At 74.0% G+C, this 25,165-nt stretch carries 27 protein-coding genes; 20 read left to right on the top strand and 7 right to left on the bottom strand.

The window, feature by feature from the left end; all coding sequences use genetic code 11:
• Positions 1–20 precede the first annotated feature (20 nt).
• Positions 21–1,004 (bottom strand): glucosyl-3-phosphoglycerate synthase, encoded by a 984-nt coding sequence (locus IF22_RS0115910; RefSeq protein ID WP_245233650.1) that lies wholly within the window; start codon positions 1,002–1,004, stop codon positions 21–23.
• A gap of 227 nt (positions 1,005–1,231) precedes the next feature.
• On the opposite strand from IF22_RS0115910, the gene IF22_RS0115915 reads away from it, so the two are divergent.
• From IF22_RS0115915 to IF22_RS0115955, 8 genes are all read left to right on the top strand, one after another.
• Positions 1,232–2,242 carry a Gfo/Idh/MocA family protein gene (locus IF22_RS0115915; RefSeq protein WP_030332702.1) on the top strand — a complete coding sequence of 337 codons (1,011 nt, stop codon included), beginning with the start codon at positions 1,232–1,234 and terminating at the stop codon, positions 2,240–2,242.
• Entirely contained in the window at positions 2,235–3,323 is a 1,089-nt protein-coding gene (locus IF22_RS0115920) for a zinc-dependent alcohol dehydrogenase (RefSeq protein ID WP_030332703.1), read from the top strand. The genes IF22_RS0115915 and IF22_RS0115920 overlap by 8 nt, the downstream gene beginning before the upstream one ends.
• A 55-nt stretch (positions 3,324–3,378) precedes the next feature.
• Positions 3,379–5,184 (top strand): ABC transporter ATP-binding protein, encoded by a 1,806-nt coding sequence (locus IF22_RS0115925; RefSeq protein ID WP_081883851.1) that lies wholly within the window; start codon positions 3,379–3,381, stop codon positions 5,182–5,184.
• Positions 5,185–5,259: 75 nt separating this feature from the next.
• Entirely contained in the window at positions 5,260–7,551 is a 2,292-nt protein-coding gene (gene secA2, locus IF22_RS0115935; protein WP_030332707.1) for an accessory Sec system translocase SecA2, read from the top strand.
• Between the two features lie 180 nt (positions 7,552–7,731).
• Positions 7,732–8,472: a GAF and ANTAR domain-containing protein gene (locus tag IF22_RS0115940; protein WP_030332708.1), complete on the top strand. Its 741-nt coding sequence runs from the start codon at positions 7,732–7,734 to the stop codon at positions 8,470–8,472.
• A gap of 451 nt (positions 8,473–8,923) precedes the next feature.
• Entirely contained in the window at positions 8,924–9,409 is a 486-nt protein-coding gene (locus IF22_RS0115945; RefSeq protein WP_030332709.1) for a DUF2231 domain-containing protein, read from the top strand.
• A 115-nt stretch (positions 9,410–9,524) separates the two neighbouring features.
• Positions 9,525–9,719, top strand: coding sequence for a helix-hairpin-helix domain-containing protein (locus IF22_RS0115950; protein ID WP_030332711.1), 195 nt, complete (start codon positions 9,525–9,527; stop codon positions 9,717–9,719).
• A gap of 69 nt (positions 9,720–9,788) precedes the next feature.
• Positions 9,789–10,547, top strand: a complete 759-nt coding sequence (locus IF22_RS0115955) for a class I SAM-dependent methyltransferase (protein WP_030332713.1) — start codon at positions 9,789–9,791, stop codon at positions 10,545–10,547.
• Between the two features lie 130 nt (positions 10,548–10,677).
• On the opposite strand, the gene IF22_RS0115960 is transcribed toward IF22_RS0115955, so the two are convergent.
• Entirely contained in the window at positions 10,678–11,628 is a 951-nt protein-coding gene (locus tag IF22_RS0115960) for a DUF3500 domain-containing protein (protein WP_030332715.1), read from the bottom strand.
• A gap of 31 nt (positions 11,629–11,659) precedes the next feature.
• A complete protein-coding gene (locus IF22_RS0115965) occupies positions 11,660–12,007 on the bottom strand; it encodes an ankyrin repeat domain-containing protein (protein ID WP_247676451.1) in 348 nt (115 codons plus the stop codon).
• Between the two features lie 109 nt (positions 12,008–12,116).
• Between IF22_RS0115965 and IF22_RS0115970 the strand changes: the two genes are divergently transcribed.
• From IF22_RS0115970 to IF22_RS0116015, 10 genes are all read left to right on the top strand, one after another.
• Positions 12,117–12,494: a signal peptidase I gene (locus IF22_RS0115970; protein WP_030332718.1), complete on the top strand. Its 378-nt coding sequence runs from the start codon at positions 12,117–12,119 to the stop codon at positions 12,492–12,494.
• A gap of 112 nt (positions 12,495–12,606) precedes the next feature.
• Positions 12,607–13,062 (top strand): cysteine dioxygenase, encoded by a 456-nt coding sequence (locus IF22_RS0115975; RefSeq protein ID WP_030332720.1) that lies wholly within the window; start codon positions 12,607–12,609, stop codon positions 13,060–13,062.
• A gap of 41 nt (positions 13,063–13,103) precedes the next feature.
• The gene (locus IF22_RS0115980) at positions 13,104–13,592 is read left to right on the top strand and encodes a rhodanese-like domain-containing protein (RefSeq protein WP_030332722.1); all 489 of its coding nucleotides are present in this window, start codon (positions 13,104–13,106) and stop codon (positions 13,590–13,592) included.
• A 121-nt stretch (positions 13,593–13,713) separates the two neighbouring features.
• On the top strand, positions 13,714–14,190 hold the full coding sequence (locus IF22_RS0115985; protein WP_030332723.1) for a winged helix-turn-helix domain-containing protein: 477 nt from the start codon (positions 13,714–13,716) through the stop codon (positions 14,188–14,190).
• A gap of 247 nt (positions 14,191–14,437) precedes the next feature.
• Positions 14,438–15,043 carry a winged helix-turn-helix domain-containing protein gene (locus tag IF22_RS0115990; protein ID WP_030332725.1) on the top strand — a complete coding sequence of 202 codons (606 nt, stop codon included), beginning with the start codon at positions 14,438–14,440 and terminating at the stop codon, positions 15,041–15,043.
• A gap of 41 nt (positions 15,044–15,084) precedes the next feature.
• A complete protein-coding gene (locus IF22_RS0115995) occupies positions 15,085–15,747 on the top strand; it encodes a nucleoside/nucleotide kinase family protein (RefSeq protein WP_030332727.1) in 663 nt (220 codons plus the stop codon).
• A gap of 163 nt (positions 15,748–15,910) precedes the next feature.
• Positions 15,911–16,309, top strand: coding sequence for a TraR/DksA family transcriptional regulator (locus IF22_RS0116000; RefSeq protein ID WP_030332729.1), 399 nt, complete (start codon positions 15,911–15,913; stop codon positions 16,307–16,309).
• Positions 16,310–16,357: 48 nt separating this feature from the next.
• Entirely contained in the window at positions 16,358–17,230 is an 873-nt protein-coding gene (locus tag IF22_RS0116005) for a DUF72 domain-containing protein (protein ID WP_030332731.1), read from the top strand.
• A gap of 111 nt (positions 17,231–17,341) precedes the next feature.
• Positions 17,342–17,527 carry a hypothetical protein gene (locus IF22_RS0116010; protein WP_030332733.1) on the top strand — a complete coding sequence of 62 codons (186 nt, stop codon included), beginning with the start codon at positions 17,342–17,344 and terminating at the stop codon, positions 17,525–17,527.
• Positions 17,520–17,948, top strand: a complete 429-nt coding sequence (locus IF22_RS0116015; RefSeq protein WP_030332735.1) for a DUF2267 domain-containing protein — start codon at positions 17,520–17,522, stop codon at positions 17,946–17,948. Before IF22_RS0116010 ends, IF22_RS0116015 begins: the two co-directional genes overlap by 8 nt.
• 42 nt (positions 17,949–17,990) lie before the next feature.
• Here IF22_RS0116015 and IF22_RS0116020 read toward each other — a convergent pair whose 3' ends face one another.
• A complete protein-coding gene (locus IF22_RS0116020; RefSeq protein WP_209444563.1) occupies positions 17,991–18,770 on the bottom strand; it encodes a DUF72 domain-containing protein in 780 nt (259 codons plus the stop codon).
• Positions 18,771–18,927: 157 nt separating this feature from the next.
• On the opposite strand from IF22_RS0116020, the gene IF22_RS0116025 reads away from it, so the two are divergent.
• The gene (locus IF22_RS0116025; protein WP_030332739.1) at positions 18,928–19,233 is read left to right on the top strand and encodes a hypothetical protein; all 306 of its coding nucleotides are present in this window, start codon (positions 18,928–18,930) and stop codon (positions 19,231–19,233) included.
• Between the two features lie 9 nt (positions 19,234–19,242).
• Complete coding sequence (locus IF22_RS0116030) at positions 19,243–20,529, top strand: cupin domain-containing protein (RefSeq protein WP_030332741.1); 1,287 nt, start codon at positions 19,243–19,245, stop codon at positions 20,527–20,529.
• Positions 20,530–20,698: 169 nt separating this feature from the next.
• On the opposite strand, the gene IF22_RS0116035 is transcribed toward IF22_RS0116030, so the two are convergent.
• The 3 genes from IF22_RS0116035 to IF22_RS0116045 are packed head-to-tail and all read right to left on the bottom strand — an operon-like array spanning position 20,699 to position 25,165.
• The gene (locus IF22_RS0116035) at positions 20,699–21,361 is read right to left on the bottom strand and encodes a hypothetical protein (protein ID WP_030332743.1); all 663 of its coding nucleotides are present in this window, start codon (positions 21,359–21,361) and stop codon (positions 20,699–20,701) included.
• Positions 21,358–24,036: an FtsK/SpoIIIE domain-containing protein gene (locus IF22_RS0116040; RefSeq protein WP_030332745.1), complete on the bottom strand. Its 2,679-nt coding sequence runs from the start codon at positions 24,034–24,036 to the stop codon at positions 21,358–21,360. Before IF22_RS0116040 ends, IF22_RS0116035 begins: the two co-directional genes overlap by 4 nt.
• The gene (locus IF22_RS0116045) at positions 24,029–25,165 is read right to left on the bottom strand and encodes a hypothetical protein (RefSeq protein ID WP_030332747.1); all 1,137 of its coding nucleotides are present in this window, start codon (positions 25,163–25,165) and stop codon (positions 24,029–24,031) included. The genes IF22_RS0116040 and IF22_RS0116045 overlap by 8 nt, the downstream gene beginning before the upstream one ends.

Below are 25,165 nucleotides of genomic sequence, written 5' to 3' on the forward strand. Positions count from 1 at the left end.
CACGGTGAGGCTCTGCGCGCTCACGCGGCGGCCACCCGGCGACGGGGAACCCGGTGACGCAGTTCGGCCAACGGCGGGCGTTCCTCGATGGAAACGTCGCTGACCACGATCTCGCGGTCCAGGTTCGGCAGGGTGTCCGAACCGCCACGACGGAACTGGGTCAGCAACGCCTCCGGCGCCAACCCGGGGGTGGCCCACCCACGCCGTTGCAACCGCGACCAGGCGGTCAACATGATCTGCGCGGACATCCGACCCAGGGCGGCGGTGTCCTGGTGCCGGTGCTTGCGCTCACCGAGATCGACCTGCGCCAGCGCGTCCAGGCCGACCAGATCGAGCAGGTCGATCATCATGGCCGTCTCCACCCCGTACCCGGAGACGAACGGCACCTGGGCCAGCACGTCGCGGCGACCCGCGTACTCGCCGGCCAGCGGCTGCACGAAACCGGCCAGCTCCGGCCAGAAGAGGTTGAGCAGCGGACGGGCCATCAACTCGGTCACCCGGCCCCCACCGTCCTGTTCCACGCTGGCGGTGCCCACCAGGGGCCGGTGGTAGAAGCCCTTCACGAAGTCGACCGACGGGTCGGTCAGCAGCGGGCCGAGCAGCCCACTGACGAAGTGCGGCCGGAACTCCCGCAGGTCGGCGTCGATGAACGCCACCACGTCCCCCTCGGCGGCGGCCAGCCCGGCCCAGAGCGCGTCGCCCTTGCCGGTGAGCCGGGGCAACCCGCGGGTCATCGCATCCTGGCTGACCACCTCCGCGCCGGCGGCGCGGGCCACCTGAGCGGTCCGGTCCGTCGATCGGGAATCCACCACGATCAGCTCGTCGACCAGCGCGACCCGATCCATCAGGTGTTCGCGGATCGTCGACACGATCGCGCCGACGGTGGCCTCCTCGTTGCGCGCCGGCAGCACCACGCTGACCCGGGTCCCACCCTTGGCGCGCATCAGCCGACGGGTCGGCCAGTCCGCAGCCGACGTCGTCCGGTACGTGGCCCACGCCTCCACCACCGGTGACACGCTCGATGTCGTATCCCGCACGGGCACCCCTCCATTCGTGCGTGGAAAAACCGAATTTGGTTGTTCCCATTCCGCATCACGCGCTAACCGCTTTCCTGGCAACAGCTTGATCACAGAGGGGACGTCAGTGCGTTCCCGGGGGATGAACGTTTGATTGCGCACAGCCCAGGGGACTGCTCCCAGCGCAGCTGAAAAGTCTTCGAAGGGGTGTCGGGATGCGGAAATGCCGGGTGGGTCTGGTCGGAGCCGGCGGCGTGGCACAGCGCCACGCACGGGTGCTGGCCGGGTTCGACGACGTCGAACTGGTCGGCGTCACCGACGTCGCACCGGAGGCCGCGTCCGCGCTGGCCGCCCAGCACGGCGGACGGGCCCGCGCCGACGTCGGCGAACTGCTGGCCACCGGCCTGGACGCCGTGTACGTCTGCGTGCCCCCGTTCGCGCACGGCCCCGCCGAGGAGGCGATCATCGAGGCCGGGGTGCCGATGTTCGTGGAGAAGCCCGTCGCTGTCGACCTGGACACCGCCGAGCGGATCGCCGACCTGGTCGCGCGGCGCGGACTGCGCACCGCCGTCGGCCACCACTGGCGCTACCTGAGCGTGCTCGACCAGGCCCGCGACCTGCTCGCCGACCGCCCGGTGCGGATGGTCAGCGGCACCTGGCTGGACAAGGTGCCCCCGGTGGCGTGGTGGTCGCGGCGGGACCGCTCCGGCGGCCCGGTGGTCGAGCAGGCCGCCCACGTGCTCGACCTGATCCGCGTGCTGGCCGGCGAGGTCACCGAGGTCACCGCGTACGGCAACGGCACACCGCCGCCGGTCGACGGCGCCGACATCGACTCGGTGACCACCGCCGCACTGCGCTTCACCGACGGTGCGGTCGGCACGCTCAGCGCCGCCTGCGTCCTCGGCTGGAAGCACCGCGCCGGCCTGGAGATCCTCGCCGACGGGTTGGCCCTCGCGATCACCGAGGACGGGCTGTCGATCCGCGACGCCGACGGCGAACGACACCTCCCCGCCGACCCGGAAGCCGCCCGGGTGGCGGTGGACCGCGCCTTCGTCGACGCCGTCCGCGGCATCGGCGACGACGTGCGCGTCCCGTACGCCGAGGCCCTCGCGACCCAACGTCTGGCCCTCGCGGTGGCCGACTCGGCCCGTACCGGCACGACCGTGCGGCTCGCCACCGCGACCGCGCCGGCGGTGCTCGCCAGCGGGGTGACCGTCGATGCGTGACAAGGTCGTGGTGGTCACCGGTCCCGGCCAGGTCGATCTGGTCGACCAGGACGCCGCGCCGCTGCGTCCCGGCACGTTCCGGGTCGAGACGCTGTTCAGCGGTGTCTCCGCCGGCACCGAGCTGAGCTACGTCAAGGGCACGAACCCCTACCTGAACGTCACCTGGAACGCCGACCTGGGGCTGTTCCAGCCGGGCCCGGCCAGCACTCCCTACCCGGTGACGCGACTGGGGTACATGCAGGTCGGCCGGGTGGTGGAGAGCGAAACACCGGCCGTCGCGGTGGGCACTGTCGGTGCCATGACGTACGGGCACCGCACCGGGTGGCTGGCCGACCCGGTCGCCGAACGGTTCGTGGCGCTGCCCGACGACCTGGACCCACTGCTCGGCGTGTACGTCGCGCACATGGGCCCGATCTGCGCCAACGGGCTGCTGCACGCCGCCGCCGACCTGCACGGCACCGACGTCCGGGCGCTCGGCGACGGGGTACGCGGCCGACGGGTCGCCGTCATCGGCGCCGGTGTCGTGGCGTTGCTGACGGCGTTGTTCGCCCGGCGCAACGGGGCCGCGTCGGTGGTGGTGCTCGACCCGACCCCGCACCGCCGGCAGGTCGCCGAGGCGCTCGGCCTGGAAACCCTCGACCCGGACGCGGACGACCCGGCGGTCGTGCTCAAGACCCGCTGGGCGCACACCGCCGGCGACCGGGGCGCCGACGTGGTGTTCCAGTGCCGGGGGCAGGCGTGGGCGTTGCACCTCGCCCTGCGCCTGCTGCGCCCCCAGGGCACCGTCATCGACCTCGCCTTCTACCAGGGCGGCGCGGACGCGGTCCGCCTCGGTGAGGAGTTCCACCACAACGGGTTGTCGTTGCGCTGCGCCCAGATCGGCCGGGTGCCGCGCGGGCTCGCACCCACCTGGGACCGCGAACGGCTCTCCGCCGAGACCATCGACCTGCTCCGGGCGTACGGCGACACGATCCGCAAGCACCTCGTCTCGGCGGTGGTGCCGTTCGACGAGGCCCCCGCCCTCCTCACCGACCTGGCCGACCGTCGCCGCCAGGAACTGCAGGTGGTGCTCGCCACCTGACCCGCCGGGCCGGAGCGCGCCCGCCCTGGTGACACGGCGGACTACCGTTCCCGGCATGAGCACCTCGACGCACCGGCCGGCCGGCGGCACCGCGACAGACCGGCCGGGCGGCGGGGCCGCCGCGGGCCGGCCGGTCGGCCTGGGCGCGCTGCTGCCGTACCTGCGGGAGCACCGCGGCACCCTGGTCGTGGTGGGCGTCCTGTCGCTGGTCGGCTCGGCGGCGTCGTTGGCGCAGCCGCTGCTCACCCGGTCCGTGCTCGACCGGATCGGCGCCGAGCAGGGGGTGTCCGAGCTGGTGGCGGTGCTGGTGGCCCTCGTGGTGCTCGGCGCGGCGATCGGCGGGCTGCGCGACTACCTGCTGCAACGCACCGCCGAAGGGCTGGTGCTGGGCACCCGGCGCCGGCTGGCCGGTCACCTGCTGCGGCTGCCCATCGCCGAGTACGACCGCCGGCGCACCGGCGACCTGCTCTCCCGGGTCGGCTCGGACACCACACTGCTGCGCGCCGTCGTCACCTCCGGTCTCTTCGAGACGGTCACCGGGGCGGTGACGGTGGTCGGCGCCGGCACGGCCATGGTGCTGCTCGACCCGCTGCTGTTCGGCGTCACCCTGCTCGGGGTGGCGCTGGGGCTGGCCTTCGCCGCCACCTTCGCCCGTCGGGTCCGGGCGCTGGCCCGGACCGCCCAGGAGCGGATCGGTGAGATGACCTCGGCGGTGGAACGGGCCATCTCGGCGGCGCGGACCATCCGGGCCAGCCGCGCCGAGACCCGGGAGACGCAGACCGTCACCGGCAGCGCCCGGGAGGCGTACACGGCGGGGCTGCGGGTGGCCCGGGTGCAGGCGCTGGTCGGCCCGATCGGCTCGGTCACCGTGCAGGGCGCCTTCCTGCTGGTGCTCGGCATCGGAGGGGCGCGGGTCGCCGCCGGGGCGATCTCCGTCGGTGACCTGGTCGCGTTCGTCATGTACCTGTTCCTGCTGGCCCTGCCGCTGGGCCAGGTGCTGCGGGCGTACACCCAGTTGCAGTCCGGCCTGGGCGCCCTGCAGCGGATCGAGGAGATCCTCGCCGTGCCCGCCGAGGGCGCGGACGACCGGCCGGCGCCCGCCACCGCGACGGCGACCCCGCGCCGCCCGACCCCGATGATCGAGTTCGACCGGGTGGGCTTCGGCTACCCGGGTGGCGAGACGGTGCTGCACGAGGTCACCTTCGCGGTGCCCGCCGGCACCCGGACCGCCCTGGTCGGCCCCTCCGGCGCCGGGAAGTCCACACTGCTGGCCCTGGTCGAGCGGTTCTACGAGGTCAGCGCCGGCGCGATCCGACTCGACGGCACCGACGTGCGGGACCTGCCCCGCGACGCGCTGCGGGCCCGGCTCGGTTACGTCGAGCAGGAGGCCCCCGTGCTGGCCGGCACGCTGCGGGAGAACCTGCTGATCACCACTCCGGACGCCGCCGACGACCGGCTGCGCGAGGTCCTCGACGCTGTCAACCTGGGACACCTGGCGCAGCGCACCCCGCAGGGCCTCGGCGTGCAGGTGGGGGAGGGCGGCGTCCTGCTCTCCGGGGGTGAACGGCAGCGACTGGCCATCGCCCGCGCGCTGCTCGCCGGCCCGCCGGTGCTGCTGCTGGACGAGCCGACCAGCAACCTCGACTCCCGCAACGAGGTCGCGCTGCGCCGCGCCATCGACGCGGTGGCCGTCCGCCGGACGCTGTTGATCGTGGCGCACCGGCTCGCCACGGTGGTCGACGCCGACCAGATCGTCGTCCTCGACGGTGGCCGGGTGGTGGCCGTCGGCACCCACGCCGAACTGACCGCCACCGACCCGCTGTACCGGGAGCTCGCCAGCCACCAGCTGCTGGTCGGCTGACTCCGCCCCGGTGCCGCCGACTTGCCGGGCGGCCGGGCCGCACATGGTGCCCCGAATCGCGTACCGTTGCCGCTCATGGGTGTGTCTCAACGGTTCAAGAGCAAGTTCCGGCGGTTCCTCCAGCGCCCCGGCTCGACCGTGGATCTTGCTCCGCTGGAGAAACTGCTCCCGGCGATCGAGGCGCGCGAGGCTGAGCTCGCCGCGCTCGACGACGCCGAGCTGACCCAGGCCGCGGGTGCCGCCGCCGACTACGAGGAGATCTGCGCCGTCGGCCGCGAGGCCGCCCGCCGTGGCCTCGACCAGCGGCCGTACGACGTGCAGCTGCTGGGCGCGATGTCGCTGCTCTCCGGCAAGGTCGCCGAAATGGCCACCGGTGAGGGCAAGACACTGACCGCCACGATCGCCGCGTACGGGCACGTCCGGCTCGGCAACGGCCCGGTGCACGTGCTCACCATCAACGACTACCTGGCCCGCCGCGACGCCCAGTGGATGGAGCCGGTCTACACCCTGCTCGGCCTCACCGTCGGCTGGGTCAACGAGGCGTCCACCCCGCAGGAGCGGCGCGACGCGTACGCCTGCGACGTCACCTACGTCTCGGTCAGCGAGGCGGGCTTCGACTACCTGCGCGACCAGCTGGCCACCGACGTGGAAGACCGGGTGCAGCCCGCGCTGAGCACCGCCATCGTCGACGAGGCCGACTCGATCATGATCGACGAGGCCCGGGTGCCGATGGTCCTGGCCGGCGCGGTGCCGGGCGAGCAGGACCCGGTGCACGCCGCCGCCGCACTGGTCCGTGGCCTGCGCAAGGGCAAGCACTATACGGTCGCCGAGGACGGGCGGAGCGTGGCGTTCACCTCCGCCGGCCTGGCCGCCATCGAGGCCAAGCTCGGCATCGACCTGTACGACGAGGAGCACGTCGCGCAGCTCTCCGCTGTCAACGTGGCGCTGCACGCCCACGCCCTGCTGCACCGCGACGTGGACTACATCGTCCGCGACGGCACCGTCGAGCTGGTCGACGAGATGCGCGGCCGGGTGGCCCAGCGCCGCCGCTGGCCGGACGGCCTCCAGGCCGCTGTCGAGGCCAAGGAGGGGCTGGACGCCACCGCCGAGGGTGAGGTGCTCGGCACCATCGCCATGCAGGCGTACATCGCGCTCTACCCGAAGGTGTGCGGGATGACCGCCACCGCCGTGCACGTCGGCGACCAGCTGCGGGAGTTCTTCAACCTCGAGGTCGCGGTGATCCCGCCGAACACCCCGTGCATCCGTGAGGACGAGCCGGACCGCATCTACGCCACCCGGGCCGAGAAGGACGAGGCGCTCGTCGACGAGATCCAGCGCGCGCACGCCAAGGGGCGGCCGGTGCTGGTCGGCACCCTGGACGTCAAGGAGTCCGAAGGGCTGGCCGCCGGGCTGAACGCTGCCGGGGTGCCCTGCGTCGTGCTGAACGCCAAGAACGACGACGAGGAGGCGGCGATCATCGCCGAGGCCGGCGCGTACGGCGCGGTCACCGTCTCCACCCAGATGGCCGGCCGGGGCGTCGACATCCGGCTCGGCGGCAGCGACCAGAGCGACAGGGAGCGGGTCGCCGAGCTGGGCGGGCTCTACGTGATCGGCAGCGGCCGGCACGACAGCCGCCGGGTGGACGACCAGCTGCGCGGCCGGGCCGGCCGGCAGGGCGACCCCGGTGGCTCGGTCTTCTTCGTCAGCCTGGAGGACGACCTCGTGGTCCGGCACGCCGCCGACTCGGTGCCGGCCTCGCCGCGGATGAACGCCGACGGCCTGGTGACCGACGACCAGGTCGACTACGCGGTGGAGCACGCCCAGCGGGTCGCCGAGGGCGTCAACCACGAGATCCACCGCAACACCTGGCGCTACAGCGTGGTGATCGAGCAGCAGCGCAAGGCCCTCGCCGCGCGCCGGGAGCGATTGCTGACCAGCGACGTGGCAGCGGTGATGCTGCTGGAGAAGGAGCCCGAGAAGGCCGGCGAGATGGACGAGGACCTGCTCGCCCGTGCCGCGCGGTCGATCGCGCTCTACCACCTGGACCGGCTCTGGGCCGAGCACCTGGCCGAGCTGTCGGAGGTCCGTGAGGGCGTGCACCTGCGCGCCCTGGGCCGGCTCGACCCGCTGGACGAGTTCCACCGGGCTGCGGTGCCCGCGTTCAACGACCTGATCCCGGAGATCGAGGCCCGCACCATCGCCACCTTCAACGAGACCGAATTCGATGAGGATTGGCAGCCCGACGACGGCACCCTGGTCCGGCCCACCGCCACGTGGACGTACCTGGTGCACGACAACCCGTTCGGGTCCGAGCTCGACCGCCTGATCGCGTCGATCGGGCGGCGGCTCAGCGGCACCTCGCGCTGAGTTACCGGACGTCGGGGCCCCGTCGCGCCTTCCGGCGCGACAGGGGCCCCGATTTACGCCGTTTCGACCCGGGTTTCCGAGGGTAGTAGGGCTGGTCGGTCGAGTCGGGAGAGAGCAGACGATGACACAGGTGACGATGCGTGCCGGGCAGGCGCGAAACGGCACGGAGGCTGCACACCGGTGAACCTCGACACGCGGGAACCGGTGGTGCAGACACTCGGCGTCCTGGAAGCAGCCGCGCTGTTACGGGAGCTGACCGCCGGGCTGATCGCCCTGACCGACTTTGATGAGGCTCTGCTGGCCCTGGTCCGGGTCACCCGGGACGCCGTCGCCGGGGTGCGCTGGTGCGGGTTCACCGCGCTGCGGGCCGGCGAGCCGGCCGGGGTGGCCGCCTCCGACGAAGGGCTGGCCGGGCTCGACGATCTGCGACACGGTCCGGACTCGCCGGCGATGAGCGCGATCCGTCGCCGCGAGATGATCCTCGCCGCCGACCTGGACCGTGAGCCCCGCTGGCCGGCCTGGACGGCGCGCGCCCGCGACCTCGGCGTACGCGGGGTGATCTCCGCGCCGGTCGACATCGACGACCAGGTGATCGGCGCGATCAACCTGTACGCCGCCGCGCCGGACCTGTTGACCCCGCAACACCAGTTGACCGCGATGCTGCTCGCCGAACACGCCGGACTGCTGCTCGCCGCCGTCCGCGACCGCAGCCGGCAGCTCACCCTCGCAGGTGTTCGGGACGCCTCGCTCCTGCAGGACGGAGTGGTCGGCCAGGCCGTCGGCGTGATCATGACGCAGCGCGGTTGCCCGCCGGCCGAGGCCCTCGACGTGCTGCGGACCGCCGCGTCGTCACTGGACATACCGCTGCGCGAGGTGGCCGAACGGCTGGTCCGGACAGTCTCCCGCTCACGCGACACCTGACCACCCCGGCCCGGCGTCCCGCGCGGTCCCCGCATTCCGGCGTCCCCGCGTTCCGCGCGGTCCTGGCGTTCCGCGCGGTCCTGGCGTTCCGCGCGGTCCGCGCCTCCCGGCGTCCCCGTGTCCGCGCGGTCCCCGCGTCCTGGCGTTCCGCGCGGTCCCCGGGTCCTCGGGTCCGCGCGTCCGCGCGGTCCCCGCTTGATCGACTCGCGTTTCTTGAAGTCGGGGTGTCCGGGTCGGTGGGACGGCCCGGTTTTCTGAAACCCGAGTGGATCACTCCTGATGTCGGGGTGTCCCGGCCGCCCGGATGGCGCGGTTTTCTGAAACGCGAGTGGATCAGGGCGGGTGGTGTCCGTTCGTCCGGTCAGCGACGAGTCGGACCGTTTCGTTTCGTCTCGACCGACCCCGGGTAGCACTCTGGTCAGGTGAGCTGCGCCGACCCGGGGGAGGACCGATGCAGAGCCGGCTGCGGGTGCAGGGGCATCCGATCCAACCGATGCTGGTGACGTTCCCGCTCGGGCTGTTCGTCAGTGCCACCGTCTTCGATCTCACCGACGTCGTCGGCGGGCCCGCGTTCTTCGGCGAGGTCGGCTACTGGACGGGCATCGCCGCGCTCGTCGCTGCCGCGCTGACCGCCGTGGCCGGCATGGTCGACCTGTGGGACGTTCCGGGTGACCGTACCCGCCGCACCGCAGTCGCCTTCAATCTGGTGAACGCGGTCATGGCCGCCATGTTCCTGCTCACCTGCCTGGTCCGGTCACATTCCCCGCAGCGCGGCGCGTCGGTCGCGATCCTGGTCACCGAGCTGGTCGCGTTGGCCGTCGGCGGGGTCGGCGTGCACCTGGGCGCCCGGCTGATGCGTCAGTTCGACAGCGGCCGTGTCGAGGCTGGCGGCCTGGACGCGCTCGCCGGCTCCACCGGCGAGATCGCCCGCCCCTGACCGACCCGCCCGCAAGAACGCCGTGCGCGTGAGCCGGGCCGCTGGTCATCCGCACGGCGTCAAGTCACCCGCACCGGGTCGAGCATCCGGGCGGTTTGCGGTCTACCATCCGCGGATGACCTCCTCGCTGGACACGCTGCCGAAGATCGGTGCGCCGGCCACCCGGGCCCTGCACGGCGCCGGCTACACCGCGTTGCGTCAGCTCGCGGGCGTCCCCCGGGCGGATCTGGCCAGGCTGCACGGCATGGGCCCGAAGGCGCTCGACATCCTGCAGTCCGCCCTCGAAGAGCACAGGCTCGGTCTCGGCTGAGGCACCGCCGCCGCTCAGCCGGCGGCAAATGGGTTGCCGCCCGGGTGACCGGCCGCGAGGCTGACCGCCATGACTGTCGAGCGTGACGCCGAGGACCTGATAGCGGAGGCCGCCGCGGCGCCCGTCGATGGTTGGGGCTTCGGTTGGCTGGCCGGCCGGGCCACCGAGGAACGTCCACCCTGGGGGTACGCGCGGCTCGTCGCCGACCGGATGGCGTCCGCCGATGCGGCACTGGACGTGGACACCGGCGGCGGGGAGGTGCTCGCCGAGGTGCCGCGTCGACCGAGGCTGCTGACGGCGACCGAGGCGTGGCCGCCGAACGTCGAGGTCGCCCGACGGACCCTGCGTCGGATCGGTGCGTCGGTGGTGGCGGTCGCGCCGGACGGGCCGCTGCCGTTTCGCGACGCCTCGTTCGACCTGGTGGTCAGTCGGCATCCGGTGCGTACCGACTGGGTGCAGACGGCCCGGGTGCTGCGGCCGGGCGGGACGTTCCTGTCGCAGCAGATCGGGGCCGGCACCATGCGGGAGTTGAGTGAGGCGATGCTCGGGCCGTTGCCGCCGCCGGCGCAGCGCCACCCCGAGCAGGCGGCCGCCGCTGCCGAAGCCGCTGGCCTGCGGGTGGTCGACCTGCGTCGGGCCACCCTGCGGGCGACCTTCGCCGACATCGGCGCGGTGGTCTGGTTCCTGCGCAAGGTGATCTGGACGGTGCCCGGGTTCACTGTCGAGCGCTACCGCGCACCCCTGGCCAACCTGCACCGCCGCATCGTCGACGAGGGCCCCTTCGTCGCCCACGCCCACCGTTTCCTCATCGAGGCCACCCACCCCTGACCCCCTGGACATGCGCCGATCTTGCACTTTCGGTCGCCGCAAAAGCCGCCCACCCGGACAGACCGACCACCGAAACTGCAAGATCGGCGGGAGTGGGAGTGGGAGTGGGGCGCGGGTGGGGGCGCGGGGGTCAGTGGGGGTGGGTGTGGTGGTGGGTGGCCAGGACGTCGGCGCCGAAGTCGCTGGCGGGGCGGCGCAGCACTGTGTGCGCGTGGTTGCCGTCCGCTGTGGTGTTGTCGTACTCGATCAGCAGGTCGTCGCCCTGCACCCGGTAGTAGTGCCGCCGCCCGGGTTGGGTCGGGCCGGCCCAGGCGAAGTGCAGCGCGCCGGCGTCCAGTCGGGTCGCCTCCCGGATGGCCAGCTCGGGCGGCAGCCGGTCGAGGTAGAGGGCGACCACCTGGTCGAGCAGCGCGCGGCCGGTCGGTCCGAGCCGCCGCGCCGGTACGCCGAGCGGCTCCAGCGGCCCGTCGACCCGCCCACGGGTGGCGCTGATGATGTCCGCCGGCGCCTCTTCGGCGATGATGGCGGCGGCCCGTTCGGCCGGGCCCAGCGCGTCGAGCAGGGCGCGGGCCAGGTCCTCCTCGACGCCCAGTGGGCGGGAGACCGGCCGGCCGGCGTAGCGGACGGCGGCCGGGTTGGCGCCGAAGAAGATCGGCGCGGGGGAGACCTGACCGTCCACCACTGTCATGTTCACCGACAGGTGGTGGCCTTCGAGTCGCCACGCCCAGCGGTCGTCGCGCGCCGGGTCGCCGAACACGGCCACCCAGTAGTCGGCGCTGTGCCGCCCGCGCTGCCAGCCCTCGGCCCGGTCCAGCACCTCCTCCAGGGAGATGATGGCCATGGCCTGCGCGTACGCCGAGGGGCTGAGCGCGGTGGCCAGCAGCCGGTGCGCGGCCTTGCGGGCGGTGACGTCGAGGTCGGCGAGGCAGACGCCCGGTCGGGGTCGGGGCCGGTATTCCAGCCAGCGGCGGGCCGCCTCGTCGTCGAACGAGTGCGCGGCGCGCTCGCGGGCGGCGGGGTCGAGCGCGGTCAGCAGCGCGGTGCCGGCGGCCCGCATCTGCTCCGGCAAGGGATCTTCCACCGCCCCTGTATACCGCCAGGCCGGGCCGGTGTCAGCCGACGCGCAGCAGCTCGGTCATCTCCGGCAGGTCGAAGAAGCGCGCGGTTTCGAGGGCCGACGGGTTGCCGTGTGCCGGGTCGGCGCCGGCGGCGAGCAGCGCGCGGACCGCTTCGGTGCTGCTGCGGAAGACCGCCGCGGCCAGCGCGGTCTGACCCCGGTCGTTGGCCCGGGTGTGGTCGGCGCCGCGGCTGAGCAGGGCGGCCACCGTGTCCGGGTGGGAGTGGTACGCGGCGAGGATGAGCAGCGTGTCGCCCTTGTCGTTGGTGAGGTTGACCGGCAGGCCGGCGTCGAGTTGTGCCGCCAGTTCGTCGGTGGAGCCGGCCCGGGCCAGGTCGAACATCCGGTGCGCGAACGCCAGCGTCTCGGCGTCGAGGTCCTCGGTCACCGCCCCAGGTTAGTCGCACCGCTGCTGATAGGTTGCTCGGCCGGCGCGCTGGGGGAGGGATCCGATGGGTGAGACGGTGTACGTGGGCAACGCGGGTGTCGACGGCGCCACCAACGCCGGTTGGCTGCTCGGGCATTTCGCGCCGCCGGGGGAGATCCGGCACAGCACCGACGTCGAGGTGAAGTGGGGTGTGCATCCGCCCGGGCAGGCGCGGTCGCGGTGGGCGACCGGCGAGCTGCGCACCACGCTGCTCGTCCTCGTCGAGGGGTGTTTCCGGGTGGAGCTGCCGGACCGGACGGTACGGCTGGCCGCGCCGGGCGACTACGTGGTGTGGGCTCGTGGGGTGGACCATTCCTGGTTCGCCGAGAGCGCGTCGGTGGTGTTGACAGTGCGGTGGCCGTCGTTGCCGGGCTACCGGGTGGACCCGCCCGTGCTGCGCTGATCGACCCGTGGGGCTGACCGGCGTCCCACCAGGCGGAATTACCTACTAAACCTATAGGCTTTGCCGTCTAGAGTACGAGGGCACCCCGCCGAACGACCCGCGAGGAACCGCCATGACGCACCACCGTCCGGAGCTCGACCTGCTCACCGTTGCCGCCGGGTGGGCCGACCCGGCCGGCTGGCCGGTGGCGCTGCGGTTCGACCCCGCCGAGCGCTGGTACGCCCGCCTCGCCGTCACCGACGAGCACGAGGTGTGGGCGCTGAGCTGGCTGCCCGGGCAGGGCACCGACCTGCACGACCACGGCGGCTCCTCCGGAGCGTTCCGGGTGGTCGCCGGCGTGCTCACCGAGGAGACGGTCAGCGCCGGCCGCCTCCGCCCCCGACTGCTGCCCGCCGGTGCCGGCCGGCGCTTCGGCCCCCGGCACGTGCACCAGGTGACCAACCGGGGCGCGGACCCGGCGGTCAGCGTGCACGTCTACCGACCGGCACTGCTGCGCATGACCCGCTACCACCTGCGGGACGGTCGGCTGCGGGTCGCCGAGATCGCCGAGGCCGGCCGGTCCTGGTAGGTCGGCGCACCGAGATCCCCTGTCACCGGAAGGAACCGAGAATGCAGATGACCGCCGAGCACTGTCCCGCCCCCGTGCCGCCGCCGGGCTCCCGGGGCATCGACGAGATCCTGGCCGCCGCCCGGGCCCGGCTGCGTCGACTGGACCCGGAGCGGGCGCACCTGGCGTACCGGAGCGGTGCGCTGCTGGTCGACATCCGCCCGGCCGCCCAGCGGGCCGCGCACGGCGTGGTGCCGGGCTCGCTCATCGTCGAGCGCAACGTGCTGGAGTGGCGCTTCGACCCGCGCTGCCCAGCCCGGCTGCCGCAGGCCGTCGACTACGACGTACCGGTGGTGATCCTCTGCCAGGAGGGCTACACCTCGTCGCTGGCCGCCGCCGCGTTGCAGGACGTCGGCCTGCACCGGGCCACCGACGTGGTCGGTGGGTTCGCGGCCTGGCGGATCGCCGGCCTGCCCGCCCTCGGCCCGACCCCCCTGCACCACCGCGCACCCCACGCGTCCCCGGTCAACGCCGGCCGGACGCGCCGCTGACCGTCACGCCACACCCGGCGTGGCGGCCCACCGCCACTCAGGAGGCACCATGTCCGTCGTCGCCATCCCCACCCGCCGCCACCCTGGGGTACGCCCGGCCCGCCCGCGCACCGGCCCGACCCTGACCATCACCCTCGACCTCGCCCCGGGGCCGCTGAGCCCGCGGTTGGCCCGGCTGGTGCAGCTGCTCGGTGAGCTGGCCGAGTCGGGGGAGGGTCAACTGCGTGCCGTGCGGGACGCCACGCCGGGGCCGCACCCGGTCCCATCTCCCGCCACCGCCGAGCCGTCCGCCGACGAGGACCATGTCCGCATCCTGGCCGGGTCGCGGACGGTCCGCCGGGGCGACCACGTCATCGCGCTGACGCGCATCGAGTACGAGCTGCTGCTGTTCCTGGCCGAGCGGCCGCGCCGGGTCTTCACGCGCCTGCAACTGCTCTCCAGCGTCTGGGGCTACGAGCACGCGGTGGCCCGGACGGTGGACGTGCACGTCCGTCGGCTGCGCGCCAAGCTGGACGGCTCGGAGGTGATCACCACGGTCTACGGGGTCGGTTACCGGCTGGCCGACGCGGCGGCGATCAGCGTGGACCACAGCGGCTGAGCGCTGGTCCGGCGGCACGTGACCGGCCTGGTGAACCGGTCGGGGACCCCCGTATCGGGGCATCTCGGCGACTCTGCTGTAATCATCAGGCCTCGTACGCAGAGCGAGCATCTGGCTCCGATGTGTTCGTCAATTGTCACATTCATGCAACGCAGCCGCCTCTTGACCCTCGCCCAGGCGCCGGGAAGCATCGATGAAGCGGCGTCCCGGGCCGTGGGGAGATACCCGGACCAGCCCAAGGAGGACCATGTCGGTCAGCCCCGCCTCGTCGCGCGCCGGATGGCATACGTCCCAGCCCGCGGTGCCCGGTCGACCTCCCGGCGGGCAGCGTCGCCCGGCGAACACCGCCGCGCCCGTGCTCACCGTGACGCTGTCCATCCCGCTGGCCTGTGAGGAGTCGCTGACCCCGGCGGCACGGCGGCTGCTCGAGGCCGCTCGGGAGATGCTCGAACGGGGCGAAGGCGTGATCATCGGTTCGGTCCCGGCCGAACGCCGCCCCGACCAGGCGCCCGCCGCCCGGTCGGCGGCCCGCCCGATGAGCCCGACCATTCCCGCCCTGCACATCCTCGCGTCGTCGCGCTCGGTGCTGCGCGACGACGAGCCGCTGCCGTTGACCCGGCTGGAGTTCGACCTGCTGCTGCACCTGGTCGCGCACCCGCGTCGGGTGTTCACCCGGCTGCAACTGCTCAACGCCGTCTGGGGCTACGAGCACGCCGGCGTGCGTACCGTCGACGTGCACGTGCGTCGGCTGCGCGGCAAGGTCGGCGTGGACGTTCCGCTGGTCACCACCGTCTACGGCGTCGGCTACCGGCTGGCCGACGACGCCCGGGTCACCATCGACCGCACCGGCTGACCGACGTCGCCGAGCCGCCCGGCGCGGGGCAGGATGGTCCGGTGCGCATCCGCCCCATCTCGCCCGACCTGCTCGTCACCGAGCTGACCGGTCGGCTGGCCGACGCGGCCACCCGCGTCGCGAGCGCCGCCGCCGGGCCCGCGCGGCTACGGGTGGCAGTGGACGGCGCTCCCGCCGCCGGCGCCGACGAACTGGCCGCGGCGCTCGTCGACCCGCTGCGCGCCCAGGGCCACCCGGTGCTGCACGTCCGCGCCACCGACTTCCTGCGCCCGGCGTCGCTGCGCTTCGAGTTGGGCCGCACCAACCCGGACTCCTTCTACGAGGCCTGGGTCGACGAGGCCGGGCTGCGCCGCGAGGTGCTGGACCCGGCCGGTCCGGGCGGCAGCGGCCGACTGCTCCCGTCGCTCTGGGACGCCGACGCCGACCGGGCCAGCCGCGCCCGCTACGTCGACCTGGCACCCGGCGGCGTCGTCCTGGTCAGCGGCCCCCTGCTGCTCGGCGGCGGCCTGCCCTTCGACGTGACCGTCCACCTGGAGCTGTCCCCGGCGGCACTGCGCCGGCGTACCGAAGCAGCCCAGGAGTGGGCGCTGCCGGCCTTCGACAGGTACGCCGAGGAGGTCGTCCCGGCGAGCTTCGCCGACGTGGTGGTACGCGCCGACGACCCCCGCCGACCGGCGCTCGTGGAGCCCGACCAGGACGGCTGACAACAACCGAGAATCTGTCGGTTTGCGCGGCTGATCGGGCGGGTACTCGCCCGGCTCACAGAGCGCGGGTGATCGCCCGCGCACCGAACGCGACCGTGACCGAGGCCCCGTGCCGCCGGCATCCGGTTCAGCTTGAGGCAGAGGCCCAGAAAGGCAGGCAGCGATGCTCGTCCACGACACGGTCGGTACGACCCGGTCCCAGACGGAGATCGACCAGATCCGGCAGTCGCTCCAGGCGCGCTACGACGAGCTGACCGGCGAGTACGACCAGGCGGTGCTCCAGAGCCAGGTGCTGCGGCTGGTGGAGGTCGGCGACACCGCCGGCGACGACCAGGCCGACAGCGGCACCAAGACGGCCGAGCGGGACACCGCCCAGTCCCTGTTGCGCACCATCCTCGACCGCCGCGCCCAGTACGAGCACGCCCTCGGCCGGCTCGAGGAGGGCACCTACGGCTGGTGCGAGGGCTGTTCGGCGGCGATCCCGGTGGAGCGGTTGGAGATCTTCCCGTCCGCCACCACCTGCGTGACGTGCAAGCAGACGCGCGAGCGGCGGGCGGCCTGAGCCACGCCAGCGGTTGCCGGTCGGTCCGCGACGCGATGGACTGCACCAATGGGTGACATCCTGGTGGGCACCGCGTCCTGGACCGACCGCACACTGCTGGACTCGGGGTGGTACCCGCAGACCGCAGACACCCCGGAGAAGCGGTTGGCGTACTACGCCCGGCAGTTCCCACTCGTCGAAGTGGACGCCACCTACTACTCCCCGCCGGCCGAGGCGACCGCGCGGCTGTGGGCCGAGCGCACCCCGCCCGGCTTCACCTTCAACATCAAGGCGTTCAGCCTGCTCACCGGGCACCCCACCCGGGTCAGCGCGCTCTACAAGGACCTGCGCCCCGAGACCGACAAGAAGAACGTCTACCCCGACGACCTGCCCGCGCAGTCGTACGAGGAGGTGTGGACGCGCTTCCTGTCCGCGTTGGACCCGCTGGTAGAGGCCGGCAAACTGGGTGCGCTGCTGTTCCAGTTCCCGCCCTGGTTCACCATCAAGCGGGCCAACAAGCAGTACCTGCTGGAGGTGGCGAAGCGCTGCGCGCCCCTGCGCCCGGTGTACGAGTTCCGGCACGCCTCCTGGTTCGACGGCGACAACGCCGACGAGACCCTGGCCTTCCTGCGCGAGCACCACCTGCCGTACGTGTGCGTGGACATGCCGCAGGGCCACCGCTCGTCGCTCCCCCCGGTGCTGGCCGCCACCGCGGACCTCGCGGTGATGCGTTTCCACGGCCACAGCGACAAGTGGACCAGCAAGGACATCCACGAGAAGTTCGGCTACCACTACTCCAAGCGGGAGTTGGCCGACTGGGCGCCGAAGCTGCGCGAGCTGGCCGACGAGGCCGGGCAGACCCACGTGCTCATGAACAACTGCTACCGCGACTATGCGCAGACCAACGCGAAGACCCTCGCCGGTCTCCTCGACGTGGACTGACCTCACCCGATCCGGGTGGTGCCGCATCACCCGCCCCGCGGCGAGGGTGGACGCGGTGGGTACGGCCGTCCGCAGACGGTCGACGCCGGAGACGACACGGAGGTGACGGGGATGACGGTTCGACTGGTGACGGATCGACGGCGTGGTGCCGTCCTGCACGTGGTCGGCTCGGCCGACAACGCCCGGCGAGCACCGCAGGGCAGCCCGGTGCGGGCCCGCCGTGGGCCGGCGGGGCCGCCGCGCCGCGCCGATGACCGACGGTGGGACACCACGGAACGGGGGTCGACCAATGGCTGACTCGATGATCTCTGCGTTCGAGTCCTCGCTGGACAAGACGAACATCATTCTCAAGGACATCGAGGACGCCTACGGTTGGCCGAAGGAGCGACGCAACCAGTCGTACGCGGCCCTGCGCACGGTGCTGCACCTGCTGCGCGACCGGCTGCCGGTGAACGAGAGCGTGGAGTTCGCCCAGCAGTTGCCGGTGCTGGTCCGGGGCATCTACTTCGACGGCTGGGTGCCGTCGGACGTGCCGATCAAGCTCAACCGCGACGACTTCCTGTACGAGGTGCGGCAGGGCTTCCCGTACGACGCGGAGGGTGGCCCGGAGCGGGTGACGCAGGTGGTGCTGGACACGCTGCGCCGCCACGTCACCCAGGGTGAGTGGCAGGACGTGAAGGACACCATGCCCAGGGATCTCGCGGTGATGATGCCGTGACGGCCTGACAGCGTGGGCCCGCCCGACCGTCGTCGGGCGGGCTCAGTCGTCGGTGCCGGCTGCCTCGGCAGCGGTGGGCACCCGCGACACCGGGTGCCCGGCCCGGCGGGCCAGCGCGGCGAACGCGACAGCGTCCACGACCGCCGCGCCGCCCGGATCGTTGTTGAAATAGACGTACGCCGGCTCGTCCGGGCCGAAGTCGTCGGTCAGCCGGCGCACCCAGGACCGCAGCGCGGCGCGACCATAGCGGGGCCAGGGCCGCGCCCGCCCCTCGTGCAGCCGCAGGTAGCCGAAGTCGGTGGTGCGCCAGCGGGGGGCGACCGGCCGTCCGAGCCGGTCCGCCCACACCAGCGCGGCCCGACGCCGTTCCAGCACCGCCCGGGTCGCGTCGGTCCACCAGGAGGGGTGCCGGGGCTCGACAGCGACCCGCACCTGCGCCGGGAACAGTCGCAGCGTCGCGTCCAGCGCCTCGACGTCCGCCCGCAGGTTCGGTGGGAGTTGCAGCAGCACCGGGCCGAGCCGGTCACCGAGCGCGGTGGCCCGGCCGAGGAACCGGGCCACCGGCTCCGCCGGGTCGCGCAGTCGCTTGATGTGGGTGAGGTAGCGGCTCATCTTCACCGCCACGCAGAAGTCCGCCGGGGTCCGCGCCCGCCAGGCGGCGAAGGTGTCCCGCTCGGGCAGCCGGTAGAAGGCGTTGTTGACCTCGACAGTGGCGAACCCGGCCGCGAAGTGCTCCAGCCAGAGCCGCTGGGGCAGACCCCGCGGGTAGAAACGGCCGCGCCAGTCCCGGTACTGCCAGCCGGACGTGCCCACCACGATCACCAGCCCATCCTGGCACTCTGCGCCGCCGCTCGCGAACCGCCCGTGTCGCCCCGGTTCGGCGTCTACGGTGAGGGTTAGAGAAGATCGCGCGTGGGGTACCACCCGCAGCACGACGGACCCCGGCGCACGGCGGGGCGGCACACCCGAGGGAGTACCGATGGCACTCAACGATGACGACATGCAGACCACTGGCGGCGGCGGCGTGGAGGGCCCGGCCGACGGTGGCGCGACCCCCGGTCAGCACGACGGTGGTGCTGACGGTGGCGCGGAGGGTCCCGCCGACGGTGGTGCCACCCCGGGTCAGCACGACGGTGGCGCTGACGGCAGCGCGGAGGGTCCCGCCGACGGTGGTGCCACCCCGGGTCAGCACGACGGTGGCGCCGACGGCAGCGCGGAGGGTCCCGCCGACGGCGGTGCCACCCCGGGCCAGCAGGACGGTGGCGCTGACGGCAGCGCCCGGTAGCGGCACGCCATGACGTACCTCGACCCGCCGGGCGGCCACCACGGCCGCCCGGCGGTTCCGTCCGCCGAGGCCACCGCCGCGTTGGCCCGCTGCGTCTCGGTCGAACCGGCCAAGTTCGCCGCCGCGCACTGGGGGCACACCCCGCTGCTCTCGCGCGCCGCCGACCTGCCCGACCCGTCCGGCTTCACCGACCTGCTCAGCCCCGCCGACGCCGACGAACTGCTGAGTCGGCGCGGTCTGCGTACCCCGTTCCTGCGCGTGGCCAAGGACGGCCAGTTGGTCGCGGCGTCGCGCTGGACCGGCGGCGGCGGCGCGGGCGCCGAGATCGGCGACCAGGTCCTCGACGAGCGGGTCCTGGAGCAGTACGCCTCCGGGGCCACCCTGGTGTTGCAGGGTCTGCACCGGATCTGGCCACCGCTCGTCGACTTCGCCCGCGATCTGGGCCTCGCGCTCAACCAGCCGTTGCAGATCAACGCCTACCTGACCCCGGCCGGCAGTCAGGGCTTCGCCACCCACTACGACACCCACGACGTGTTCGTGCTCCAGGTCGACGGCCGCAAGCACTGGCGCATCCACCCGCCGGTGCTGCCCGACCCGCTGGAGAAGCAGCAGTGGGGTGGCCGCGCCGACGAGGTCGGTGCCACCGCGCAGGGCCCGGCCGCGCTGGACGTGGTGCTCGCCCCCGGTGACGCCCTCTACCTGCCCCGGGGGTGGCTGCACAGCGCGCAGGCGCAGGACGCCAGCTCGCTGCACCTGACCGTGGGCATCCGCGCGTTCACCCGCTACGCCCTGGTCGAGGAGTTGTTGGCGCTGGCCGCCGAGGACCAGCGACTGCGAGCCAGCCTGCCGTTCGGCACCGACGTCGCCGACCCGGACGCCATCGAGCCGGAGCTGACCGAGACCGTGGAGGCGTTGCGGGACTGGCTGCTGCGCGTCGACCCGGGCGCGGTCGCCGCGCGGCTGCGCCAGCGCGCCTGGCCGGCCGCCCGCCCGGCGCCGATCCGGCCGCTCGCCCAGGCCGACGCGCTGGCCACCCTGGACGCCGACTCCCGGCTCACACTGCGGCCGGGCCTGCGCTGGCAGTTGGTGCCGCACGATCCGGAGACGGTGGCGGTGCGGCTTTTCGATCGCACCATCACCCTGCCGGCGAGCTGCGAGCCGGCCACCCGCGCCCTGCTCACCGGCACCGTCACCCGGGTCGGTGACCTGCCGGGTCTACCCGACGACGCCGACCGGGTCACCCTGGCCCGACGGCTGCTCCGCGAGGCAGTGCTCGTCCCGGCTCTGACCGGCTGATCGAGCGGTCCCGGCCGTGATCGAGCGGTCCCGGCCGTGATCGACTCGCTTTTCAGGAAGTCGCGGTGTCCGGGAGGCAGGGACAGCGCGGTTTCCAGGAAGCCGAGTCGATCACGACGGGGCGCGCACGGCGCGAGGGCCCGCGCCGGCGGGACCGCCGCACGCGGGGTCAGCGGCCAAGGACCAGCAGCAGCACGGTGGTCAGCAGACCGGCACCGAGGACCACGGTGATCGGCCGGGGACCGAGCACCGCGTGCCGGCGGTCGGCCAGCACCCGCGCCGGCACCAGACCCACCAGCGGGCCGAGCAGCGTCACCACCAGCGCCAGCACCGGCAGACCGACCGCCAGGTCGCCGCCGTAGCCGACACCGAGCGCGCGGGCACCGGCACCCAGCGCGTACGCCAGCACCCCGCCGGCCACCCCGCAGAGCGCCAGCAGCGGGTTGACCGAGCCCGGCAGCTCGCCCGGCTGACCGGCCCGGTCCAGCAGGTCGCGGGCCTTGGCGAGCAGCGGCACCGGGTCGGTGGCCCCGACGCCGTTCGCCGGGGCGGGCGGGCCGCCGAGGCGACGGGCGCCGAGGCGCGAACGGACCAGCTGCCACAGGTGGGCCACCTCGGCGTCGACCCGTTCCTGCAGCTCACGGGCGGCGACCAGCTCCTCCTCGGCGCTGCGGAGCTGCTCGGCCGCGTCGGCGACGGCCCGCTCGGCGGCGGCGCACTGCCGCTCGTGCCAGGTGTGCGCCTCGGCGCGCTGTTCGCGCACCCGCGCGGTGAGGTCGGCCAGCCGCCGCAGCTGCGCCGCGTACGTCTCGCTGGTCACCGGTTCGTTCATCGCGTCGGTCCATACGGGATGATCACCTGTCCGGTGCGGTGGACCGCCCGGTCGAAGAAGAGGCCCCGCCACGGGCGGGGATACCAGTCCGGGCCGCCGGTGCCCGGGTAGAGCGAGGAACCCAGCTCCCCGCCGTGCGCGTCCAGGGCCACCCACGCGCCGATCTGGTCCGTGCGGGCGGCCGGCCCACCCAGGTCGGCGCGCATCCGGGCGACACCCCGCCACCAGGCCAGCACGTGCGTGCGCCGCTCCGGCCCGTCGTGCAGGATCCGGCGCAGCTGCTCCAGACCGGTCCGCCGACCCGCCCGGACGGCCAGCGCGCCCGCTGCCGCGTCGACTGCGAACAACAGCAGGTAGTGCGGGCTCCCCGGGCCGCCGCTGAGCCCGTCGGCCGTCTCGGCCATCAGCTCGCCGACGGTCTCCTCGTCGTACCAGGCGGCGTCGTCGGCCAGGTCGTCGTAGAGGGCGCGGGCGACCGGGTCGGCGTCCGCGTCGAGGCAGGCGATGGAGAACCGGGCGGTGCCCGGCGGGTGCTGGCGGGCCAGCGACCGGGCCGCCGCGTCCAGCACCGCGCACGCCTCGTCGACCCGGGTGCCGAGCACCGCGAGGTTGCGGCCCGGGGCGCGCGGCAGCCGCAGCGCCGCCGAGCGGGACTGCACGTCGATGATCTCGCCGAGCAGCGCCACCGGGTTACGCGGCGCGCTGCCGTCCGGCGGCGCGGCCAGCGCCCGGAAGTCCGGGGCGTCGGTCAGCCGGGGGATCGCGTCGCCGTCGAAGAGCCGGGCGGGCGCCGCGTCGGGGGCGCGCATCCGCCACAGCCGGTGCTGCAACCCGCTCCAGGTCTCCCAGTCGCTGGCCGACGGGATGCGGGCGACCTCGTTGCCCTCCACCATGCCCGACTCCGCGTTGACCACCGCGTGCCAACGCGGCAGGGACTGCGCGGCGTCGTTGCGCTCGGCCAGGATCCGCAACGCCTTGGGCAGCGCGATCCGCAACGTGAACTGGGCGACCAGCGCCGGACGGCCCCACAGCGCCTCGATGCCCCGCACGTCCTGCGAGGCGAGCACCAGGTGGATGCCCTGGGACCGGCCGCGGCGAGCCAGGTCCTCCAACAGGTCGGCCGCCTCCCGGGCGACCACGTCCCGGCCGGCCAGCAGCATCTGGAACTCGTCGACGACGGCGACGATCCGGGGCCAGTGCCCGGTCGGGTCGACCGCGCGCAGCTCGGCCAGCTTGGTCACCTCGTGCTTCTTGGCCGCGTCGGCGCGTCGGCGCAACTCCTCGGCGAGGAAGCGCAGCAGCGCCAGCCCGAACTCCCGGTCGGTGTTGACGTTGATGCCGACCAGGCGCATGTGCGGCAACCAGCTCGGGTCGCGCCGGCCCTGCGCGAACCGCGCGAAGGAGACCCCCTCCTTGAAATCCAGCAGGTAGAACTCCAGCTCGGCGGGGGAGTAGCGGGCCGCCAGGGCGCCGATCCAGGCGAAGATCAGGTTGGTCTTGCCGGTGCCGGACGGCCCACCGATCAGCGCGTGCGGTGGATAGTCGCCCAGCGTCACCCGCACCGGCCGGCCGTGCGGGCCCTCACCGATCGGCGCGGTCAACCCGTCGGCGGAGTCCTCCCGCCACATCAGCTCGGGCGGGGGCAGCAGGTCGGTGAAGGGGGTCGGCGGCGGGCCCGCGTTCACCCGGGCGGCCACGTCCCGGCAGGTCTCGGTGACCAGCGTCGCCGGTGGCGGAGGGTCCAGCCGGACCGGCAGCCCGGCCGAACCGCCGATCCGCGCGCCGGACGCTTCGGCCACCACCCGGGTCACCGTCGGGTCCTCCGGCAACGGCGCACCGTGCACCACCAGGTGTACGCCGCAGGCGGCGCCGGCACGCACCACCCGGTCCAGTTGCCCGCGCTCGTGCCGGTTCAGCTCCTCCCCGCCGAGCAGCACCGCCACCCGCCACGGTTCGGGTCGTCGGCCGGTCGCCGCCGCCAGTTCGCGCAGCGACGCGTACTCCCCGGCGAGGACCGTCTCGTTGATCCGGCGGATCTGCTCCACCAGGTCGTCCAGCAGCGGACCCAACCCGCCCGGGCCGACGAAGGTGAGCAGCCCCGCCGTGCCCAACGGGGCGAACCCGGCCAGACCACCGCCGAGCTGGTCCGGGTCGTACCCGATCAGTCGTACCGCCCCGGGGTCGGCGCGGCCGACGGCCCGCAGCAGCAACGCGGCCACCACCGCGTCGCAGCCGGCGCGGTCGTTTCCGGAGAGGTGGACGTGCCCGGCGTCGAGCAGCGGCACCAGCGCGGGCACCGGGTCGACGCCGTCGATCCCGACCGTGCCGACCCGCAGCGCGCCGGGCGGCTCGGCCCGGCGGGCGGGCGTCGGCGCCCACCCGGCCCAGTCGGCCCCCGCGCAGCCGGGGGCCTCCTGCCGGGCCGCGTCGGCGGCCCGCCGGGCCAGCTCCGCGATCCGGGCCGAGTAGCGGGCGTCGATCTCGGCGATGCGGCGGTCGCGTTGGGCGCCCACCCGCTGCGGTACGGCGGCGGCCGCCCGCTGGACCCGGGCCAGTCGTTCCCGGCCGGCGGTCAGCTCGGCCTGGGCGGCGGACAGCCGGGTACGGGTGGCGCCGAGCGCCTCGGCGAGGATGTCCCGGACCCGGCTGGCCAGCTGACCGCGCCGGTCAGCCATCAGAGCCCCGACGCGTCGGCGCGTCCCGCCACGGGCTGCCCGAGCGCGGGGGTGGCCCGCCGGGGCGCGGCGACAGCCCGTCCGGGCGCGGCGGCAGGCCACCGGAGCGCTGCGCGGCGGGCGTGCCCGGCCGCTGCACCGCACCGCCGGGGCGGGGAACCCCGACCGCTGGCCGTCCGGTCCCACCCGGTCGCTGCGCGCCCGCCGGTTGCCCGGTGCGCGCCGGCTGCCCCGCGTCGCCTCGCGGACCCGCGCCCGCCGGTTCTCTCGCGCCGCCGGCTTCTCTCGCGCCGCCGACCGGCAGGTCCCGCCCGAGGCGGGCGAGCAGCAGCCCGGTCGCCACCCCGGCGGTCACCGCGGAGTCGGCGGCGTGCGGTGGCTCCCCTGAGGAGCGCGGCGGCGGCATCCGGCACACCCGGGTCAGCAGCGTCTCCAGCACCGGCGCCGGCAGCCCGGGCAGCAGGTCACGGACGCGCCCGTCCAACTCGCCGCGCAGCCGACCGAGGTCGCTGGCGCGGGGTGGGTGACCGAGCAGCTCACCGGCCAGCTCGCGCAGCAGCGGTGGCGCCAGCGCCGCCATGCCCAGCCCCACGTCGGCGGAGGCCCGGCGCAGCTCCGTGCGGAGCCGGTCCCGGTCGCCGGAGCGGACCCCACCCGCCACCCGGCGCAGCAACTCCTGGGAGTCGCCCACCCGCTCGTCGGGTTCGTCGTCGGTGCCCTCGCGCCCGCCGGTCAGCTCGGCCACCCGCACCGACCACCAGCGGCGCATCCGCACCTGCTCGGCCGGCTCCGGTGCCACGGCGGTCGGCCCGGCGGCCGGTGGCGTGTCGTGTCGGGGAGCGCGTTGCTCGGGTCGGGGGGCCGGGCCGCCGTCCGCGCCGAGCCCGATCGCCGTCAGGTAGGCCGACAGCTGCTCCTGCGCCACCCGCAGCGCGTAGCCGGCGCTCTCGGCGTGCTCGGTGGCGGCGGACAGCTCGGGCACCCCCATCGGGTTGGCCGACTCCTGTCGTACCCAGCGCAGCCGCTCCGCGGCCAGGCCGAACTTCTCCAGCGCCTGCCCGAGCAGGGCGTGCGGGAACTCCTCGGTGGCGGCACGGACCTGCCCGCCGACATCCTCGATGATGGACAT

The sequence above is a fragment of the Micromonospora parva genome (assembly GCF_000718515.1).
GTDB lineage: Bacteria > Actinomycetota > Actinomycetes > Mycobacteriales > Micromonosporaceae > Micromonospora > Micromonospora parva.

Bases quoted from the DNA above. Each gene is read 5' to 3' on its own strand.
- IF22_RS0115915 (WP_030332702.1), top strand. From the start codon at position 1,232: ATGCGGAAATGCCGGGTGGGTCTGGTCGGAGCCGGCGGCGTGGCACAG.
- IF22_RS0115920 (WP_030332703.1), top strand. From the start codon at position 2,235: ATGCGTGACAAGGTCGTGGTGGTCACCGGTCCCGGCCAGGTCGATCTG.
- IF22_RS0115925 (WP_081883851.1), top strand. From the start codon at position 3,379: ATGAGCACCTCGACGCACCGGCCGGCCGGCGGCACCGCGACAGACCGG.
- secA2 (WP_030332707.1), top strand. From the start codon at position 5,260: ATGGGTGTGTCTCAACGGTTCAAGAGCAAGTTCCGGCGGTTCCTCCAG.
- IF22_RS0115945 (WP_030332709.1), top strand. From the start codon at position 8,924: ATGCAGAGCCGGCTGCGGGTGCAGGGGCATCCGATCCAACCGATGCTG.
- IF22_RS0115950 (WP_030332711.1), top strand. From the start codon at position 9,525: ATGACCTCCTCGCTGGACACGCTGCCGAAGATCGGTGCGCCGGCCACC.
- IF22_RS0115955 (WP_030332713.1), top strand. From the start codon at position 9,789: ATGACTGTCGAGCGTGACGCCGAGGACCTGATAGCGGAGGCCGCCGCG.
- IF22_RS0115965 (WP_247676451.1), bottom strand. From the start codon at position 12,007: ATGTTCGACCTGGCCCGGGCCGGCTCCACCGACGAACTGGCGGCACAA.
- IF22_RS0115970 (WP_030332718.1), top strand. From the start codon at position 12,117: ATGGGTGAGACGGTGTACGTGGGCAACGCGGGTGTCGACGGCGCCACC.
- IF22_RS0115975 (WP_030332720.1), top strand. From the start codon at position 12,607: ATGACGCACCACCGTCCGGAGCTCGACCTGCTCACCGTTGCCGCCGGG.
- IF22_RS0115980 (WP_030332722.1), top strand. From the start codon at position 13,104: ATGCAGATGACCGCCGAGCACTGTCCCGCCCCCGTGCCGCCGCCGGGC.
- IF22_RS0115990 (WP_030332725.1), top strand. From the start codon at position 14,438: ATGTCGGTCAGCCCCGCCTCGTCGCGCGCCGGATGGCATACGTCCCAG.
- IF22_RS0116000 (WP_030332729.1), top strand. From the start codon at position 15,911: ATGCTCGTCCACGACACGGTCGGTACGACCCGGTCCCAGACGGAGATC.
- IF22_RS0116005 (WP_030332731.1), top strand. From the start codon at position 16,358: ATGGGTGACATCCTGGTGGGCACCGCGTCCTGGACCGACCGCACACTG.
- IF22_RS0116010 (WP_030332733.1), top strand. From the start codon at position 17,342: ATGACGGTTCGACTGGTGACGGATCGACGGCGTGGTGCCGTCCTGCAC.
- IF22_RS0116015 (WP_030332735.1), top strand. From the start codon at position 17,520: ATGGCTGACTCGATGATCTCTGCGTTCGAGTCCTCGCTGGACAAGACG.
- IF22_RS0116025 (WP_030332739.1), top strand. From the start codon at position 18,928: ATGGCACTCAACGATGACGACATGCAGACCACTGGCGGCGGCGGCGTG.
- IF22_RS0116030 (WP_030332741.1), top strand. From the start codon at position 19,243: ATGACGTACCTCGACCCGCCGGGCGGCCACCACGGCCGCCCGGCGGTT.
- IF22_RS0116035 (WP_030332743.1), bottom strand. From the start codon at position 21,361: ATGAACGAACCGGTGACCAGCGAGACGTACGCGGCGCAGCTGCGGCGG.
- IF22_RS0116040 (WP_030332745.1), bottom strand. From the start codon at position 24,036: ATGGCTGACCGGCGCGGTCAGCTGGCCAGCCGGGTCCGGGACATCCTC.
- IF22_RS0116045 (WP_030332747.1), bottom strand. From the start codon at position 25,165: ATGTCCATCATCGAGGATGTCGGCGGGCAGGTCCGTGCCGCCACCGAG.